At 55.9% G+C, this 15729-nt stretch carries 17 protein-coding genes and 1 rRNA gene; 9 read left to right on the forward strand and 9 right to left on the reverse strand.

Annotated features, from left to right (window positions below):
• Window positions 1-168: 168 nt before the first annotated feature.
• From Pla52nx_RS07800 to rpsM, 4 genes are all read left to right on the forward strand, one after another.
• Entirely contained in the window at window positions 169-855 is a 687-nt protein-coding gene (locus Pla52nx_RS07800) for a class I SAM-dependent methyltransferase (RefSeq protein WP_146522479.1), read from the forward strand.
• A gap of 153 nt (window positions 856-1008) precedes the next feature.
• Window positions 1009-1803 carry a thymidylate synthase gene (locus Pla52nx_RS07805; RefSeq protein ID WP_146522480.1) on the forward strand — a complete coding sequence of 265 codons (795 nt, stop codon included), beginning with the start codon at window positions 1009-1011 and terminating at the stop codon, window positions 1801-1803.
• Between the two features lie 48 nt (window positions 1804-1851).
• Window positions 1852-2352, forward strand: a complete 501-nt coding sequence (locus tag Pla52nx_RS07810; protein ID WP_146522481.1) for a dihydrofolate reductase — start codon at window positions 1852-1854, stop codon at window positions 2350-2352.
• Window positions 2353-2508: 156 nt separating this feature from the next.
• On the forward strand, window positions 2509-2880 hold the full coding sequence (gene rpsM / locus Pla52nx_RS07815; protein ID WP_146522569.1) for a 30S ribosomal protein S13: 372 nt from the start codon (window positions 2509-2511) through the stop codon (window positions 2878-2880).
• An 80-nt stretch (window positions 2881-2960) separates the two neighbouring features.
• On the opposite strand, the gene Pla52nx_RS07820 is transcribed toward rpsM, so the two are convergent.
• Window positions 2961-3104 carry a hypothetical protein gene (locus tag Pla52nx_RS07820; protein ID WP_197454959.1) on the reverse strand — a complete coding sequence of 48 codons (144 nt, stop codon included), beginning with the start codon at window positions 3102-3104 and terminating at the stop codon, window positions 2961-2963.
• Between the two features lie 67 nt (window positions 3105-3171).
• On the opposite strand from Pla52nx_RS07820, the gene rpsK reads away from it, so the two are divergent.
• From rpsK to Pla52nx_RS07840, 4 genes are all read left to right on the forward strand, one after another.
• Window positions 3172-3555, forward strand: coding sequence for a 30S ribosomal protein S11 (gene rpsK, locus Pla52nx_RS07825; protein WP_146522482.1), 384 nt, complete (start codon window positions 3172-3174; stop codon window positions 3553-3555).
• Window positions 3556-3722: 167 nt separating this feature from the next.
• Window positions 3723-4712: a DNA-directed RNA polymerase subunit alpha gene (locus Pla52nx_RS07830; protein WP_146522483.1), complete on the forward strand. Its 990-nt coding sequence runs from the start codon at window positions 3723-3725 to the stop codon at window positions 4710-4712.
• Window positions 4713-4815: 103 nt separating this feature from the next.
• Window positions 4816-5505 (forward strand): bL17 family ribosomal protein, encoded by a 690-nt coding sequence (locus Pla52nx_RS07835; RefSeq protein ID WP_146522484.1) that lies wholly within the window; start codon window positions 4816-4818, stop codon window positions 5503-5505.
• Between the two features lie 316 nt (window positions 5506-5821).
• Complete coding sequence (locus Pla52nx_RS07840) at window positions 5822-8248, forward strand: DUF1592 domain-containing protein (protein ID WP_197454960.1); 2427 nt, start codon at window positions 5822-5824, stop codon at window positions 8246-8248.
• A 91-nt stretch (window positions 8249-8339) separates the two neighbouring features.
• Here Pla52nx_RS07840 and Pla52nx_RS07845 read toward each other — a convergent pair whose 3' ends face one another.
• From Pla52nx_RS07845 to ectA, 7 genes are all read right to left on the reverse strand, one after another.
• Window positions 8340-8903 carry a MarR family winged helix-turn-helix transcriptional regulator gene (locus Pla52nx_RS07845; protein ID WP_146522486.1) on the reverse strand — a complete coding sequence of 188 codons (564 nt, stop codon included), beginning with the start codon at window positions 8901-8903 and terminating at the stop codon, window positions 8340-8342.
• Between the two features lie 12 nt (window positions 8904-8915).
• Window positions 8916-9533 carry a MarC family protein gene (locus Pla52nx_RS07850; RefSeq protein ID WP_146522487.1) on the reverse strand — a complete coding sequence of 206 codons (618 nt, stop codon included), beginning with the start codon at window positions 9531-9533 and terminating at the stop codon, window positions 8916-8918.
• 5 nt (window positions 9534-9538) lie between these two features.
• On the reverse strand, window positions 9539-10333 hold the full coding sequence (locus tag Pla52nx_RS07855; protein WP_146522488.1) for a class I SAM-dependent methyltransferase: 795 nt from the start codon (window positions 10331-10333) through the stop codon (window positions 9539-9541).
• Window positions 10330-11226: an ectoine hydroxylase gene (gene thpD, locus Pla52nx_RS07860; RefSeq protein WP_146522489.1), complete on the reverse strand. Its 897-nt coding sequence runs from the start codon at window positions 11224-11226 to the stop codon at window positions 10330-10332. Before thpD ends, Pla52nx_RS07855 begins: the two co-directional genes overlap by 4 nt.
• A gap of 83 nt (window positions 11227-11309) precedes the next feature.
• Window positions 11310-11693, reverse strand: coding sequence for an ectoine synthase (locus Pla52nx_RS07865; RefSeq protein WP_146522490.1), 384 nt, complete (start codon window positions 11691-11693; stop codon window positions 11310-11312).
• Between the two features lie 18 nt (window positions 11694-11711).
• Entirely contained in the window at window positions 11712-12971 is a 1260-nt protein-coding gene (gene ectB, locus Pla52nx_RS07870; RefSeq protein ID WP_146522491.1) for a diaminobutyrate--2-oxoglutarate transaminase, read from the reverse strand.
• A 93-nt stretch (window positions 12972-13064) separates the two neighbouring features.
• Window positions 13065-13622, reverse strand: a complete 558-nt coding sequence (gene ectA, locus Pla52nx_RS07875; protein ID WP_146522492.1) for a diaminobutyrate acetyltransferase — start codon at window positions 13620-13622, stop codon at window positions 13065-13067.
• Window positions 13623-13758: 136 nt separating this feature from the next.
• Between ectA and Pla52nx_RS07880 the strand changes: the two genes are divergently transcribed.
• Window positions 13759-15183 carry a sodium/proline symporter gene (locus Pla52nx_RS07880; RefSeq protein ID WP_146522493.1) on the forward strand — a complete coding sequence of 475 codons (1425 nt, stop codon included), beginning with the start codon at window positions 13759-13761 and terminating at the stop codon, window positions 15181-15183.
• A 373-nt stretch (window positions 15184-15556) separates the two neighbouring features.
• Here the strand turns inward: Pla52nx_RS07880 and rrf are convergent.
• Window positions 15557-15665: ribosomal RNA gene (gene rrf, locus Pla52nx_RS07885) — 5S ribosomal RNA — on the reverse strand.
• Window positions 15666-15729: the final 64 nt, after the last annotated feature.

Genomic DNA, 15729 nt, shown 5'->3' on the forward strand with positions numbered 1-15729 from the left:
TTCCGGAATCTTGTTGTAGTCCAGGACTTGGGGTATGTGGTAGCAGTTAGTTTGCTTTTTCCGGCAATGCCGCACTTGCCACCCCAAACACCGCCTAAAGATCCCTCAAAATTCGTTGCCATTCGAGCATTCGTTCACCGAAATCCCCTCTTTTGGAGGAAGCTAATGATGATCCCTCGAACCCTGGAGCCCGAGTCGATGGACACGGCAGAGGAAGCCGATGAGTACCGTAAGATGAACCACGAAGCGGTGAACGCTTGTTTCGTGCACGATTTGTTCGCCGGGGGCGCTGTGGGCCCTCGCGTTCTGGACCTGGGAACCGGCCCCGCCCACATTCCGATCCTGATCTGCGAAAAGGATCCTGAGGTCGAGATCATGGCGGTGGACAGCTCGATCGAGATGCTGGAGGTCGCCAAGATCGAGATCGAACTCTCCGGCATGATCGGACGCATCCAACTGGAACACGGTGACGCAAAGAATCTGAGCGGATTTGAACAAGCCGCTGTCGATACCGTGATCTCCAACACCCTGCTGCATCACTTGGCCGAGCCGGGCATCGCGATCGCCCAGGCCGTGAAATTGCTGCGTCCCGGCGGACGGCTTTTCCTCAGAGACCTGTTCCGCCCGGAGTCCGATGACGAAGTTGAGCGATTGGTGACCTTGTACGCCGATGGAGAGTCGGAGCAGGCCCGCCAGTTGTTTCGTCAGTCACTGCATGCTGCGTTGACCCTGTCTGAAATCCAAAGTTTGGTGAACGACCTACCCGGGGGTCTTGGAATCCCGGCCCAGAACGTTCAAATGACAAGCGACCGCCACTGGACGATCGACTGGGTCATGCCGGCATCAACCACGTAGGACCTTGTGTACGTCAGCCTTTATCTACGTCAGCCTTTCCAGGCTGACATAACCACCGCCTCAAGTCAGGGCAGTATGTCAGGCTAGAAAGCCTGACGTACAGAGAGCCTGACGTACGAGGATGCTCCACCAACAACCCTCTGCGAACCGAACATGCTGCCCTACCTAAAACTACTGGACGATGTCCTCGAGAACGGAGTGGACCGGGGCGACCGGACCGGAGTGGGAACCCGCAGTTTGTTCGGCAGGCAAATGCGGTTTGATCTCTCGCGTGGTTTCCCGTTGGTGACGACTAAGAAACTGCACACGCGTTCGATCTTTTACGAGTTGCTGTGGTTTCTGCGAGGCGAAACGAATATCGCTTGGCTGAAAGAAAACGGGGTCAGCATCTGGGACGAGTGGGCCGACGAGAACGGCGAACTCGGCCCGGTCTACGGATACCAGTGGCGATCGTGGCCGACACCCGATGGTGGTGCGGTGGACCAGATCCGCTGGGTGCAAAATGAAATCCGCACCAATCCGATGTCGCGACGCTTGATCGTCTCGGCGTGGAATGCCGCCTGCGTTAACGACATGGCTTTGCCGCCCTGCCACGTGATGTTTCAATTTTACGTCTCCGACGGTCGGCTCTCCTGTCAGCTCTATCAACGCAGCGCGGACCTGTTTCTCGGAGTGCCATTCAACATCGCCAGCTATGCGTTGCTGACGATGATGATGGCCAAAGTCACGGACCTTGAGCCGGGGGATTTTGTGCACACGCTCGGCGATGTCCACTTGTATCAGAACCATTTCGATCAAGCCCGTGAGCAACTTGCTCGGGAACCCAAGCCTTTGCCTACGCTGACCCTACGCTCACGTCCCGATTCGATCGACGAATTTGTCTACGAAGACATCCAGGTGATGGGCTACGATCCTCATCCGCACATCAAAGCCCCTGTGGCAGTCTGAACGAAAGTGAGCTGAAGGAACGTGAATGCCGTGTCGAGTCCCCAGGCCATGTCAAACTCCTTGCCCAAGTTGACCGCCGTGGTCGCCGTCACCCCCGACGGCACCATCGGTCGCGACGGCGACATGCCGTGGAGGCTCCGCGAAGACCTACGCAGGTTCAAACACTTGACCATGGGCGGAGTGCTGCTGATGGGACGCCGCACCTACGAATCGATCGGCAAGCCGCTGCCTGGACGCCGAACGGTCGTCATCACCCGCAACCCGCACTGGTCAGCCGATGGCGTCGAACTGGCCCCCGATCCCGATGCCGCCGTCGCCCTGGCCGGCGATCAAAACGCCTTCGTGGTCGGCGGCGCCCAGATCTATGAGGCCCTCCTGCCGAGGTGCGAACAAATTTTCTTGACCACCGTTTGGTCCAATGTGGTGGGGGATACGACCCTGAAATCCGACTGGACACCCTTTCAAATCGTCTCCCGGACGAGGATTCCCGCAGGTTTACGCGATGATGTGCCCACCGAGTTTGTTCAGATGGTGCGAAAAAATTCCTAGAAAAATGCGCCAAAGTGCCCATTGAGCAAAAAGGGGGCCAGCCGCTATATTTCGGGATTCTTGGCCAGAGCCTCTGGTCTCGACAGGTCGATCTCGCTAGATCGTCCTTTGCTATCAATTTGATGACATTTTAGGAGCATCGCCATGCCCCGTCTGTTGGGCGTTGACATTCCAAACGACAAACAAGTGCAGTACTCGTTGACGTACTTGTACGGCGTCGGACTGTATACCGCACGTGAAGTCTGTGAAAAGCTGGGCATTGATCCCCATCGCGCCGCCAGTGATCTGGGCGAAGACGAGTTGGGTCAGATCGCCGCCATGCTGGAGCGTGACTACACCTGTGAGGGTCCGTTGCGTCGCTACGTGACCCAAAACATCAGCCGTTTGCGTGAAATCAAGAGTTACCGCGGCATGCGGCACCGAATGGGCCTGCCCGTTCGTGGCCAACGCACCAAGACCAACGCTCGGACCCGCAAGGGACCCAAGAAGACGGTTGCGGGCAAAAAGGGCGTCAAGGACTTGCGCTAAGTTTGACGTTTGGACAGCAGAGCTGGACGCGAAGGGCGTCCCGGCATGTTGGCCGAACGGAAACTCACGCCTGTCGCGAGTCAGCTCAGGCGGCTCGTACTGGCTAGGTCATTTGCATCGCCGCTCGTTTGTTCGCCAAGAATTTGTTCGCCAAGAATTTGTTCGCCAAGAATTTGTTCGCCAAGAATTTGTTCGCCATTCATTTGATCGCCCGGCAGTGACATGCTGCCTCGGCACCCATCCAAATTCCCAATCCATCGTCCCACTTCGTAACCAGACAAAGAATCTGCAGTGGCAAAGACCAACAAAAAGAAACGCGTACGGCGTAACGTGAGCAACGGGATCGCTCACATTCACGCCACGTTCAATAACACCACCGTCACGATCACCGATGCCAAAGGTGACACGTTGTGCTGGGCAAGCGCCGGAACCAGCGGTTTCAAAGGCTCGCGGAAGAGTACTCCTTTCGCCGGTCAGTGTGCCGCCCAGCAAGCAGCCGAAAAGGCAACCAAGTTCGGCATGCGAGACGTCGAAGTCCGCGTTAAGGGGCCTGGTTCGGGACGCGAAAGCGCCATCACGGCTCTGCAAGCCGCTGGTCTGAACGTGAAGTTGATCGAAGACGTGACGCCGATCCCGCACAACGGTTGTCGCCCCAAGAAGAAACGTCGCGTTTGATCTGACCTGACTGATCCTACGCATTGCCCGCCGGCAATGCTCGGTGTCGCCCCCTGTGGCGATACGGTACGCCGGCGATTCACCCAATCAACGACCTCGCTCTGGCTGCTTTCCCACCTGGCGAGTTCCCACTGAGCACGACCCCACAGACCCAAGGGTTCAACACGATGCATATTCGATGGCGTGGAATGGAACTTCCCAGCAACCTGGAAGTGGACCGCGATTCCCTTTCGGAAACCTACGGCAAATTCATCGCGGAACCGTTTGAACGCGGTTTCGGCGTCAGCATTGGTAACAGCATTCGCCGTGTCTTGCTGAGCAGCCTGATGGGCAGCGCCGTTACCCAAATCAAGATTCGCGGCGCGCAGCACGAATTCACGAACATCCCCGGCGTCGTCGAAGATGTCACGGATTTGGTCTTGAACGTCAAGAGCTTGATCGTTCGCAACCACAGCGATGCCACCCGCGTGATCACCGTCGAGCGAAACACCGCCGGCGAAATCAAAGCAGGCGACATCCAAACCGATTCCGACGTCGAAGTCATCAACAAGGAACTCGTCCTGGCAACCCTGTCCAGCGATACCCCGTTCATGATGGAAATGGTCGTCGAGAACGGACGTGGCTATGTGCCGGCAACGGAACACTCCACCGCAGACCACGAAATCGGTATCATCCCGATCGACGCCGTGTTCAGCCCGATCACCCGCGTTCGTTATGACGTGGAAGAAACCCGCGTCGGTCAAAAGACGAACTTCGACAAGCTGATCTTGGAAATCTGGACCGATGGTTCGGTCAACCCCGAGATGGCTCTGGTCGAATCGGCAAAGATTTTGCGAAAGCACCTCAACCCATTCGTCCAATATCGTGAACTCGGTCCAAGTATCTTCTCTGCCGCTCGCGGTGGTGCAGGTTCGCCCGAGGCACAATTGGAAGCCAAGTTGAACATGACCCTCGCCGAATTGCGTCTTTCCGTGCGAGCAAACAATTGCTTGGAAAGCGAAAACATCCAAACGGTTCGCGACTTGGTGCAACGCACCGAAGACCAACTTCTGGAAGTCCGCAACTTTGGCGATACCACGCTCAACGAAGTGCGTGAGAAACTCGCTCAGTACGGTCTGCACTTGGGCATGCGAGTGCCCAGCCAACCCATGTTTTGATTCCTGCTCGGTCGCACGCGGCGTCGCCCCCACGCGGCGTCCCAAACGTCCGGCCAGCCCCCATCAGTAAAAAGTTTAACGACGAAACGACGGATTCTCCGCCATGCGACACAGAAGACACGGCCGAACCCTGGGACGCAGCCCCAGCCACCGAAAAGCACTGCTGAAGAATCTTGCCAGCGCTCTGTTCCTGACCGAGCGTGACGCGAGCCTCGATGAGAATGCACCCAAGGTGCCCGGTCGAATCACCACCACGCTTCACAAAGCGAAAGAGGTTCGTCCGCTTATCGAGAAATGTATCACCATCGCCAAGAAGACGCTGCCTGCAGCTGAAGAAGCACGTAAGTACGAAACGACCGCGGATCGCGGCTCCGATGAGTACCGAGCGTGGCGTAAAAGCGAGAACTGGCAGAAATGGGCCGCCGCTCGCGCACCCATCGTCACCGCACAACGTCGAGTGATCCAATTGATCGGTGACCGACAAGCCACCGCAGTCCTGTTCGACACCGTCGCCGAACGCTTCGCCGAACGTCCCGGTGGTTACACCCGCATCATGCGACTGGCCACTCCCCGTCTTGGCGATGCCGGCGAACGTGCGATCTTGGAACTGGTCGGAAAGAACGACCGCGTGACCGTCAAGAGTCAACGGCCTGCATTCGAGGATGATGCCGACACAACGGACTCGCCCGAAGCGACTGCTGATGAGCCCGAAACCACGACTGAAGAAGTCGCCTCGGAAGAAACCGCATCGGAAGAAGCGACCACCGAGCAAAAGCCAGAAGCTGATTCCTGATCCCTCTCTCAATAGCAGCATGATCGCACAAACGGCGATCGGTCTCCGTCACAACAACGGCGACCGGTCGCCGTTTTTTTGTTCTCGTATCAGCCAACCCAGGCTGGATCTGCGAGCCCGCGTTTGACCCGTAGCCAAAGGCGCAGGCGGCAGCGGCGATTGACACTGCGGTGCAAGCCGTTTGGTAGTGGCTCCTGCGCCTTCGGCTGCGGGGCCGACAATGTCCCACAGCTTCGCCAAGAGATCGCGCCAGCGAGTATCATGGCTGGATTGCTGTAACGACTCCCACCGGACACGTTCCCACCAACGTCTTGCGATGCACACCTTCCCGCCGCCGCTCGCCCTCCGCTTTTTGATCTCATGCACGTTTCTCTTCGGCATGCGTGATTGCGTCGCCGAAGTTCCCGTGTTCATCCAACAACACTGCGCTGACTGTCACGACGGCGGTGAAAGCGAAGGGGGCTTTGAGTTTACACAGCTCAATGGCCCCCTGGCCGACGAAGCCGTCTTTGCCAAATGGGAACGCGTTTTTGATCGTACCGAACAACACGAGATGCCCCCAGCGGATGCCGTCCAACCCAGTCAAGCAGAGCGTGATGTGTTCTTGGATGAGTTACGCAAGCCGCTCGCCGAAGCTCACGCGAAAGAAAAGGCGACTGTCTTTCGACGTTTGAATCGTCAAGAGTACGAGAACACCGTCAACGACCTCTTTGGGACACATCTGGATTTGATCGATCGCTTGCCAGAGGACGGTCGAGCAGATGAATTCGATAACGTCGGCGCCGCGCTAAACCTGTCATCGATACAGCTCGATGCCTATCTACAAACGGCTGAGCTGATTCTCGACGAGGCGATCGAGAAACACTTGGAGAAACCATCGATCGAGACCATCCGCGCCAATTACGCCGACATGCGCGGTGCCGAAAAATTCTTGGGCAATCAATGGCTTCATCGCGATGACGGCGCGGTTGTGTTCTTTCAAAGACTCGGATACCCATCCGGCATGCTGCGTGAAGCGTCACCCAGGCGAGCTGGTTGGTACGACGTGAGCGTGACGGGCTACGCGTTCCAGTCCGACGAACCGGTGACCTTTTCGATCGAAGCAACCACGTTTGCTCGCGGGGCGGAAAAACAACACTACGGATTCCGTCAGTTCCTGCCCGGTGACCCGCAAACAGTAACGCTGCGAGCCTGGATTCCTGAACGCTACATGATCGAACTGACGCCGTGGGGAATCTATGACCCGGATTATTTGATCAAAAAGAATGGGATTTCGGCGTACAGCCGACCTGGCTTGGCGATCCAGCACGTCGAGTTGCGTGGTCCGATCGTTGAAACCTTTCCTTCCCGCGGCCATCAACTGTTGTTCGCTGAGTTACCACGAACAGAAATCGTTCCGAGAAATCCCGCCGACCGCAAGAAGTCATGGTACGTCCCCAAGTTTGAAATCCAAGAGGGTGCGGAGACCAGTTCAAGTGTCGACCAAACACTGATCCGCGTCGCGACCGCCCTCTATCGTCGTCCTGTTGGGCCGACTGAGATCACTGCGTATCGGAAACTATTCGATGCGGAACACGACTCCGGAGAATCGATCGAGTCGGCATTGCGCACGGCGGTTTCGGCGATGCTGTGTTCCACCGATTTTTTATTCTTCTCTGAATCGGGACCATGGCTTGATCACCATGCCATCGCCAACCGCCTGTCGTATTTCTTAAATCGATCGTGCCCAGATGCCGAACTGCGTGCTGCAGCAGACAGTGGCAAACTGGCGACCGATCCCGAGTTGCTCAAGCAGCAGACACAACGACTTCTGCTGCATCCACACGCATCGAGATTCATCAACGACTATTGTGACGCTTGGCTGGGCCTACGCGATCTTGATTTCACGACACCCGATGCGAAGCTGTTTCCTGAGTACGACGTTTATCTCAAGAGTTCGATGCGAGATGAAACACGAGCATTCCTTTCACACATGATCAGCAACAATTTGCCGATCAGAAATCTGATCCGCAGTGACTTTGCGATGCTGAACGAGCGGCTCGCCCGGCACTACGGTATCGAGGGCGTCGATGGCCCCGAAATTCGTCCCGTCAAGCTGCCCGCTGACAGCTTGCGAGGCGGCGTGTTGAGCCAAGCGAGTATTCTGAAGATCACCGCGAACGGAACCAACACGTCGCCCGTGTTGCGAGGCGTCTGGGTGAACGAACGGATTCTGGGGCGTCACCCCCAGCCTCCACCTCCTGGCGTGCCAGGAGTGGAACCCGATATTCGCGGCGCACAAACGCTGCGTCAACAACTTGCGTTGCACCGCGACTCGGACAGTTGCCGTGCCTGTCACAACATGATCGATCCACCAGGATTCGCATTGGAATGTTTTGATCCTGTGGGAGGCTTCCGCGATTTTTATCGCACCCTCGGTGGCGGCGGCGAACGGGTGGATCGCAAGGTCGAAGGACGCAAGGTGGTCTATCAGCAGGGGTTGCCAGTGGACGCGTCGGGAACCACTCCTGAGGGATTTGCGTTCAGCGGGTTCAATGATTTTCGCGAGCACGTGGCGTCCGACGAAGATCAAATCGCGGAAGTGGTCGCGACGAAACTGTTGACGTTTGCCACCGGTCGCGAAATGGGATTTTCCGATCGCCAACCCATCGCCGACATCGTCGAGCGTTCACGCAAGTCCGGCCATGGGATCGCCGACCTGATCGTGTACATCACCCAAAGCCCGCTGTTCCGCCAGAAATAGTGAACGTCGCTTTGCCGGGTGACGTACTGGATTGCGCCAGAAAACCGTCTCGCAGGTAATTCTGGCGAATTTCATTACGGAGCTGAGCCTCTCATTGGCTGATGCGATCATCGGGATCGACATGATTGGGGCTCACCTCCAAATCAGGGATCAAGATGGGAGCGGCATCGATCCCTTCTGCATCCATCAGTTTGACAATTCTTTCCAATGCCTTCAGCAGACCAAGGCATTCGATTGGATCGAGAGTCTCCAGACGCGTCAAGAATTGTTCGTGCAATGGGGTGGGCAAACTATTGAGCCGTTGCCTGCCTTTATCCGTCAGCGACACACAGACTCGTCGACGATCCTTGCTATTTCGTTCCCTCGCGACGTATCCGTCTCCGTCCAGCTTGTCCAGGATGCGTGACACGGTCGGAGCCGAAAGTTGTACCGCATGGGCGATCATGGCGACGGTGACTTCCGTATTTTCTGGAAATTCCGAGACCGCTTTCAAGCACAGCATTTGCGGGACACTCACACCGCCATGCTTGCCCACATTGCGCGAGTGGTCAGACGTACGACGAATGATTCGTCGAATCGCTCGTAAGATTTGAAACCCGATCGAATTGTCCTGTCGCAATTCGATCTCGGAACCATCCAATTCAGTAGGTTTCATGATACGAATGCACTAATTTAACGGACGCCACAGATCGATGCCTTTGAGAATCATGTCGACCGCAATTGTACCGATAATCAGGGCGGATGCACGCCCGATAGCTTCAAGATACCGCTGAAGCAGTTGCTCGTTACGGAGTTTGACATAGTTAAAAAGAAACTTAACCGCGATCAACAGCAGGCAACTGATGATTAGCGATACGGCGATTGCCAACCATGCAAAACCGACTGGGAGTTTCAGGCCAACCAAGACGCTCGCGCTGACGGTTCCCGGGCCGATCATGAACGGCATGGCGATGGATCCGCTCAAGTGAGTTGCGTCGCCCCGCAGCTCACCGAGCATTTGGGCACCAAAAACGATGTAGCGCACCGCGATGACAAAGAACACGAGGCCGCCAAAAATCAGGAATGCGGCAAAGCGAACTTGGATGACATCGACAAAGAAGCGTTCTCCTGCCCAAGCAAAGAACGCAAACGCAGCGGCACTGATTAGGAATGCTCTCGAAATGACATTGATGAACGTTCGTGAGTCCAGGCTTGCCATGACGTCGTGCAGATAGACACTCATCAACAGAGGGTTGAACAGCACTAGCATCAGCAGCATGGAATCGAAAAAGGCCTTGACGTCCATTGAGATCAGGCCTTTTCGAAAATGGCGACGTCGTACTGATGCAGGAACGGGAACCACTGGTCTCCATCAAACTGTTCCGTCAGCTCATCAACGGTCCGCGTGATTTCGTCTGCATCGAGGGCAGAGAACACCGACCATGTGTCGCGGTCTCGAATGCCATCGAGCCACTCCGAAACAGGCGTGCTGACGTATTTTTGCCAACGAGTGATCTCTACCTCCCGCCAGTGAGAAACTTCCCGCATGGACCGCAGCAACTCATCGGCAGACGTGTACAGAGAATGCCATTTATTCGCCGCCAACCGTCCGACCGGAACGCAATCATGATCCGGCGGCGTTCGAACGACCATGGCATACCTACCGCCCGGGGCGAGCGAGTCACAGATTCCCTGATGAATCTCCGTCAACGTCTCGCTCGCAAAGTGATGGGCTGTGTCTTTGGTGTAGATCAGGTCAAAGTGTCCGTTCGGAGCATACTGGGCAAATTCGATCGCGCTGCTACAGGTCGCATCAATATTGTCGTGCTCCAGTGCCGCTTCCAGTAGCGAGGCAACCGGTTCATAGCAAACCACGGGCTCGCTCGCACTGAGCTTTTTGCCCAACAAAGACGCAAAGATGCACGTGCCAGCGCCGATCTCAGCAATGCGTTGGGCGGAAGGATGGATCGCGGCAATGCGACTGAGAATCCATGTGGTGAAGTCGTTGTCGGCTTGCGTGAAGTGTTTGCTGCCGTAGTCCTTTCCAACATCCGCGTAGTGCTGCAGTTGCCAATCGTGGTCGGTGGAGACAGGGATTTTTGTCATCGAGAGTCCAAATGCAAGGCGACGGGTTCAATATTTCGTTCCGCGAGATACTCGGGACGCGGCGGACGATCGCAGAACGGTTCTTTCACCACGTTCTCGACGCTGTTGTAAACCGCGAACAGATTCACACGAGGCATCGGGCTGAGATTGCCGTTGGAGCCATGCATGGTGTTGCAGTCAAAGAAAACCACGGATCCCGGCGGGCCTTTGGGCGCGATGATCTCGCGTCCATGGAGCAGCGTTTCAAGTGCTTCTCGTGACGGAACACCAAACTCCTGGCGACGCAAAGACTGTTCATAGTGATTCTCCGGCGTTTTGCCTGAACATCGGATGAACGTCTCGTGCGATCCAGGGATCAACATCAATGGACCGTTGAACTCATGGCTCTCGGTGAGAAACACGGACATGCTGAGCGCCCGCATCCGTGGCATCCCGTCTTCGACATGCCAGGTTTCAAAATCGGAATGCCAAAAGAACTCTTTGCCGTCCATCGGTGGCTTGTAGTTGACCCGCGACTGATGGATGTACACCTCCGTTCCGATCAACTGTTTTGCTCGGTCCAGTAGTCTCTCATCAGCAAAGAGTCGTTGGAACATGTCGCTGATCCGATGCAATCGAAAAATCGATCGGACAGTGTCACATCCCGGTTCGCGAACAATCCCCGGTCGTGACGGCGGCCAGTTCTCCGCAAGCGACTTCGCTTCTGCAAGCATCTCATCGACTTCGTCCTGAGAGAACAGGCTCTGAGCAAACAGAAAACCGTCGTGAGCATAATTCCATACTTCGTCGGTCGTCAGCGGCCCTGGGCAGTCCGACGCGGTGGGATCGACTCGCGGAGCAGCCTCCCAGGTGTCGGAGGTTCGTGAATAGTAGGGGTCGATTGATTCGCTCATTGTTCTTTGTTTTGCCTGTTACCTTGCTCTTTGCATTTGGGCAAGCAGTTGCTCGCCCAGTCCGTCACTCCGTCCGCTACTGATTACTCCAACAGCGGATAGACGCCGTTCTCATCATGCGTCTCCGGCCCCACAATCGGAGGATTGAATACACAGATCATCCGAAGCTGTTCTTCTGCAATCAGGATGTGATGTTCATTCCCGCTGAGGGCATACATGGTTCCCGGTTCGATGGCGAACTCTTGGTCGTTACTCAAGTCCTTTAACCGACCTTTTCCTTCGATGCAGTACACTGCCTCGAGGTGGTTCTGGTACTCCATCTTGGTCGTCGTCCCCGCGTACAAGATGGTGTCGTGTAGAGAGAATCCCATCCCGTCTGCCTTGAGCAACAGCCTGCGACTGACCCACGTTTCCGCGTTCGTTTCGCGATCCGTTCCGGAGATTTCACCGAGTGTTCTGACAATCATGTCCGTATTGATCTCCGATTAGTTGACACACACAGGAACGTTCGTGACCGCAGCGGTGCTTTCACCGAGGATCTTCAATCCGCGATTCAGCAGTTCATCGGCGATTGTCAACGGAGGCAACGTCTTGATGACTTCGTCATTGGGACCCGCCGTTTCAATGATCAGGCCGCGTTTGAAGGCTTCCTTGGAGATGGCAGATGCGATCGAATGATCCGCAAACTCGATTCCCTGAATCATTCCCCGGCCACGAACCACGGCATCGTGGTCGACGGCAATATCCAACAAGGCATCTCGTACGGTACGCGCGTTACGATTGACCTTTCGCGTCAGCTCATCATCTTGCCAATACTCTCGCAGTGCCGCTGTCGCCGTCACGAAGGCGGCGTTGTGTCCACGAAACGTTCCGTTGTGTTCCCCGGGCGAAAAGACATCCAGTTCCGGTTTCATCAACGTCAACGCCATCGGTAGCCCGTAGCCTGAGATGGATTTCGACAAACAGATGATGTCCGGCTGGATGCTGAACGGCTCAAAGCTAAAGAAGGGTCCCGTGCGACCACATCCAACCTGGATGTCATCAATGATCAACAAGACTTTGTATCGGTTGGCCAACTCAGCCAATGCCTCCAACCAACCGCGAGTGCCGATGTTGACTCCACCCTCGGCCTGGACCGTTTCCAGAATGAATGCCGCTGGCAAATCCATTCCGCTGCTGGAGTCCATCAGGTAGCGTTCCAGCGCCGCGATGGTGTCCGTTTCTGTTCCCAGAAAATCGCAAAACGGCATATGAGTGACGTTGTTAAGCGGCACGCCCGCCCCAGCCCGCTTGCCGCTGTTGCCGGTCAAGGCCAGCGAGCCAAGCGTCATTCCATGAAACCCGTTGGTGAATGAAACCACGTTGTGTCGCCCCGTGACTTTACGGGCAAGCTTCAGTGCCGACTCCACCGCGTTGGTGCCCGTTGGACCCGGAAACATGATCTTGTAGGACATGTCGCGTGGCCGCAGGATGACTTCGTCAAACGTCTGCAGAAATGTCCGCTTGGCACTGGTTGACATGTCCAGTGCATGTACCACGCCGTCGCCAGCCAAATACTCGATCAACGCGGATTTCAGGGCGGGATTGTTGTGCCCATAGCTCAACGCACCGGCGCCTGCAAAGAAGTCGATGAACTCCTCGCCCTCTTCGTTGACAAGCGTTGCACCTCGTGCGCTCGAAAAAACCGTGGGGAAACTGCGGCAATATCCGCGAACGTTGCTTTCCAGTCGATCAAAGGTATCCAAGTTTTTACTTCCATTGAGTTGCTGTGACGCCACAAAAGGCTCCACAGGAAAAAAGGCGGGGGGCCTTACGAAACGGCCAACCCCTCGTGATGCTCATTCGCCCGGACTGCACCGAACAAATGGGCCGATCCGTATACGAGGCTCCGCTTCGTGTTCACTGGACTCGTGTTCGCTGCAGGGAAAGTCAGCCACACTGAAACCATCGTGAGGATGATCGGTGATCGGCAGATCAAGCGATCGTGCCAGAGATTCGAAAAGCAGCCGTGATGCTGTGTTGGTCGAAGCAATGGTCGCTTCAATGGCCGTCAGCTCACCTTGACCACATCGGCTTACCAACTCTCTTAGCAATGCCGAGGCGACTCCTCTCCGCTTCACTTCACCAGCCACGCCGATTTGCCAGACGAACAGGACGCTAGGGTCCCGAGGCATTCGGTAGCCAGAGACGAAGCCGACCACAGCCTCGTTCTGACACGCCACCAAGCAGGTGTCGCGGAAATCTCGGCAGAGAAGCAAATAGAGGTAGGCCGAATTCGTGTCCAGGACGCCCGAATTCTGCACCAAACGCCAGATTTGCGATGCGTCATTCGTTTCAGGGGCACGTATCTCGATGCTCAGCTTGTCTGCCTTGGTGGAAATGTCGTGCCTCTTTATCGAAAAACCGCGACCCTGCGACCGGTTTCAGTCAGTGCTGTACCAATCGTTGCCTATGAAATCATTGCTCATGAAAGTATATTGCGGTGGATCTCCACGTCAACCGCAACCGCTTCTGCAATCACGGACCCCCTGAATGACAACTGTCATTGTCAGCTTTCTTTTCTTTCTCGCCGTTTTCGTCGTGATTGGGGTCTCATCCGCTCTGGCTCGCAAAAACACGACGGATGACTACCTGCTTGCGGGTCGCGATGTGCCTCCTTGGCTTGCCGCGCTTTCGGCAGTGGCCACCAATAACAGTGGATTTATGTTCATCGGCCAAATCGCCTACACCTACCGGGTCGGAATCGAATCCGTCTGGATGATGATTGGCTGGGTACTCGGGGACCTAGCGGCTTGGTGGCTGGTCCATCCACGGGTCAGACGAGAGTCGGAAAACATGAATGTGGCAACCGTTCCGGCTCTTCTAGGGACCACTCGGGACGGCGAAAAACGGATCATCATCATTTTGGGCGGTCTGATGACTTTCATCTTGCTGGGAGTCTACGCAGCGGCTCAGCTGAAAGCCGGCAGCGCGGCGCTGCAGACCCTGTTCGGCTGGCAGCCGCAGGTAGGTGCCGTGATCGGCGCCATCATTGTCGTGCTTTACTGCTTTTCAGGCGGAATCCGTGCATCCATCTGGACCGATGCCGCACAATCCTTTGTCATGATCTTGGCCATGGGGGCTCTGCTGATCGCTGCGAGCTTGGAAGTCGGGTCGCCGAGGGATGTTTGGAACAATCTGCAATCGCAAGACCCCGACTTGGTCGGCTGGTTTCCCACGGATCTGAAATTTGGTTTTGCGATGTATTTGCTGGGAATGACTTTCGGCGGATTTGGGGCAATCGGCCAACCGCATATCCTCGTTCGTTTCATGGCCATCCGGTCCGTCGACCAACTGCAGAGGGCAAAGTGGATTTATTTCCTCTGGTTCATTCCATTCTTTATCGCCAGCATTGCTGTCGGCCTCTACGCACGAGCGTACATGCCGGATCTGCTCTCCATCCCGCTAACCGAGGGACTCACTGAGGCACAAGCAACAGAGTTGGCGATGCCGGAGATGGCGAAGAGACTGCTGCCCGATGGGCTGATCGGACTGACATTAGCCGGACTATTCGCAGCAACGATGTCCACTGCCGATTCGCAAATCCTGGTCTGTTCGGGCGCGATTACTCAGGACATTAACCCAAAGTGGAAGAGCTCGTACCTCGCATCCAAGATTGCCACGCTTGCCGTGACTGGATTGGCGCTAAGCGTCGCCCTCTTCGCAGGCCAGGGAGTGTTCGCACTCGTTCTCATTGCTTGGTCCGCTCTGGGAGCCGGACTCGGACCTCCTTTGTTGCTGCGATTGCTGGGAGTAAACCTTTCATCGCTGACCATTTGCTTGATGATGACAGCAGGTGTAACAACGGTGGTCGCGTGGAACATGATCGGATACGACGGTGATGTCTTCAAACTATTCCCGGGAATGGTGGCCTCGTTCCTGATGTGGCCGGTGGGCAATCTGTTTCGTAGAACGTGAAGAACCTTCCGCCGTGGTTCATGAGTCGAGCGGCCACCGGAAAAGCTTGGTGTTGCGATGGGCAGCTGCCAGTTGTGATCCAACTGGGGCAAAACAGGCTGTGCCCCGGGCTGTCTTGTTCAGTTCCTCGGGGCGCACGTTCGCTCAGACGCCGACATTGTTCACGCCTAGCCACAGGCGACAGTGCCCTGGCAACCGGAATGCGCCCCAGAACAGGGTCTCTTGAGACTAGTGGTCTGGGGCAACTTATCTCTAGGGTAGTGGATCTTGTTAAAGATCCTGTAGCGGTGGGATCTTTAACAAGATCCACTACTGCGGGCGTCGGCGCATAAAAAAAGCCCTTTGATGGAGAACCATCAAAGGGCTTTTAAAAATTTGGCGATACCTACTTTCACGCTTGTGGGCACTATCATCGGCTCAGAAAGCTTGACTTCTGTGTTCGGGATGGGAACAGGTATAACCTTTCTGATATGTTCGCCAAAAAGACAACAAGCACGGTATTTCGCATGCTTGTCGCCGTCCCCGGAGGGACAATGACAATTATGT

It is taken from the genome of Stieleria varia, from assembly GCF_038443385.1.
GTDB classification, from domain to species: Bacteria; Planctomycetota; Planctomycetia; order Pirellulales; family Pirellulaceae; genus Stieleria; species Stieleria varia.